This window comes from Ameyamaea chiangmaiensis (genome assembly GCF_013376175.1).
Lineage (GTDB): Bacteria > Pseudomonadota > Alphaproteobacteria > Acetobacterales > Acetobacteraceae > Ameyamaea > Ameyamaea chiangmaiensis.
This window is the reverse complement of record NZ_JABXXR010000276.1, coordinates 1-1,866: the sequence shown is the minus strand read 5'-3', so window position 1 is coordinate 1,866 and position 1,866 is coordinate 1. Positions and strand designations below refer to the sequence as shown.

Genomic DNA, 1,866 nt, shown 5'->3' with positions numbered 1-1,866 from the left:
ATCGTGCGGCTGGCAGGCCATGTGGCGCCGCTGGTCGGTGCGGACGCGGCACAGGCCGAACGCGCGGCCCTGCTGGCCAAGGCCGACCTGGGCACCGGAATGGTGGGCGAATTCCCCGAGTTGCAGGGTGTGATGGGCGGGTATTACGCCCGGCATGATGGCGAGGCCGATGCCGTGGCGACCGCCATCGCCGAACATTACATGCCGCGTGGACACAATGACGGCGTCCCGGACGCGCCCGTGTCGATCGCCGTGGCACTTGCCGACAAGATCGACAGTCTGACCGCCTTCTTCGCGGCCGGCGAAAAGCCCGGCGGCTCGGGCGATCCCTATGCCCTGCGCCGCGCGGCACTGGGCGTAATCCGCATCATCCGCGACAACGCGCTGCGCCTCGATCTGGTCGCGCTGTTCGCCTTCGCCTCCGACGGCTTGCCCGCGGCGCTGCGCGACGCGCCCGACCTCGACCTGCTGGCGGGCTTCATGGCCGAGCGGCTGCGCGTGCAGTTGCGTGGCGAAGGTGCGCGCCACGATATTCTGGCCGCCGTCTCGACCGGCAACACCGACAGCGACATCGTGCGTCTGCTGGCGCGGACCGAGGCCCTGGCCGCGATGCTGGCGACCGAGGATGGCAGCAACCTGCTGGCCGCCACCAAGCGCGCAGCCAACATCCTGCGGATCGAGGATCGCAAGGACGGCCCGCACGACGGCAGGCCGGACGCCTCGCTCTATACACAGCCGGAGGAACGCGCGCTGGCGGAGGCTCTGGCGCGCGTCATTCCGGCAGTGGAAAGCGCGATCGGGGCCGAGCGCTTTACCGACGCGATGGTCGCGGCCGCGACGCTGCGACCGGTCCTCGACGCGTTTTTCGAGGCCGTGACCGTCAACGCCGACGACCCCGCCATCCGTCGCAACCGTCTGCAGCTGCTGTCGGAGCTGCGGCGCATGACGGTGCTCATCGCCGATTTCAGCCAGATCGAAGGGTGAGGGGCGACCGGATCCGGGGGGCGCGCCGGGTTCGGGGCGCCGTGCTGGGCTGCACGATGGTGCTCGCGGCGCTGGCAGGGTGTTCGAACCCGAACACTCCGCGCCGCGAAGCCACCCGCTATCAGCACCAGATCACCACGTGCAGCGCAGGCAGCGGCAACAGGACGGTGCGTGGCCGCTGTTACTTGCGGGCGATGCGCGCGCATTATTTGTGGACCAAGGCACACCCGACCGCCGCCAAGGCGCAGCGGTGACGGTCGGCCCATCCCGGCGCGCCTTTCTGGCGACCGCCGCGGTCGCCCTGTCGCCCATTGTGCTGTCCCCCCGGCCGGCACGGGCGCTGTCATTACCGGCCGCGCGACCGCTGATCTGCGCGCACCGGGGCTGGACCGACCCGACGCAGGCCGAGAACAGCCTGATCCAGATGCGCCAGACCCTGCGCCATGGCCCGTTCATGATGGAACTCGACCTCGCGACGGATTCGGACGGCACGATCGTGCTGATGCATGACGACACGGTGAACAGGACGACGGACGGCGACGGACCCGTGGCCGCCATGACGGACGCGCAGCGGCAGCGCCTGCGGCTCCGTCGCGCGGACGGTGCGACGGACGAGGCCATACCGCTCTATGACGATGTCCTGCGCTGGGCCGCGTCGGCACCCACCGCGCGACTGATGCTCGACATCAAGGGTGTGTCGCCAGAGGCGGCGCTGACACCGGTCCGCCGCGCGGGTCTGTCCGATCGCGTGGTGGTGCTGACGTTTCATCCCGCGCAATCGCAGGCCGCTTTCGACGCCGACCCCGATGCGCTGGTCTGTGTCCTGACGGCGGACGCGGCGCAGCTCACCGCCGCGCGCGACATGGCGCGCGGGCGGCGTTT

General features: G+C 70.4%; 3 protein-coding genes. All 3 read left to right on the top strand.

Features of this window, described 5'->3' with window-relative positions; translation table 11 throughout:
* Positions 1-984: glycine--tRNA ligase subunit beta (gene glyS / locus HUK82_RS16315; RefSeq protein WP_176614923.1), on the top strand; the 984-nt coding region annotated here is incomplete at its 5' end.
* Positions 981-1,238, top strand: a complete 258-nt coding sequence (locus tag HUK82_RS16310; protein WP_176614922.1) for a hypothetical protein — start codon at positions 981-983, stop codon at positions 1,236-1,238. The genes glyS and HUK82_RS16310, both read left to right, overlap by 4 nt.
* Positions 1,235-1,866: glycerophosphodiester phosphodiesterase family protein (locus HUK82_RS16305; RefSeq protein WP_317134866.1), on the top strand; the 632-nt coding region annotated here is incomplete at its 3' end. The genes HUK82_RS16310 and HUK82_RS16305, both read left to right, overlap by 4 nt.